General features: G+C 66.7%; 1 pseudogene. It reads left to right on the top strand.

What is annotated here, in order from left to right:
- Nucleotides 1-387 (top strand): annotated as a pseudogene (locus tag EN750_RS39055) (two-component sensor histidine kinase); the annotation flags it as partial.

Here is a 387-nt window from a genome sequence, read left to right as displayed (position 1 = left end):
ACACAGAGCAGAGAGGCATGACGCAAACCATGGCCGCACGGCTGTGGAATAGCCGCTGGCTGCTTGCGGCCGGCGTCGTCGCGGTTCTCGCTGTTTATGCCTTGGCCGGGATCTCAGCCTATGTCGTCCTCGCGGCGCTGCTGTTGCTGCTTGCAGCGGCCATACTGCCGGCCACTGGCGCGCGCCAATCCACCGGCAGCGGCGCTGCCATCGAGGCCATCGGCCTGCAGCGGCTCTCTGGTGAATATCTGGCCGCCGCCGTCGCCGATCCGCTGATCATCTTCGACCGGACCGCCACCATCGTCCATGCCAACGCCGCCGCCTTCTCCGCCTTCGGTGGCATCGCGCCAGGCATGTCGCTGTCGTTGAAATTCCGGGCGCCGGAGA

It is taken from the genome of Mesorhizobium sp. M7A.F.Ca.ET.027.03.2.1 (genome assembly GCF_003999175.1).
GTDB lineage: Bacteria > Pseudomonadota > Alphaproteobacteria > Rhizobiales > Rhizobiaceae > Mesorhizobium.
This window is presented reverse-complemented; position numbering and strand designations above follow the sequence as displayed.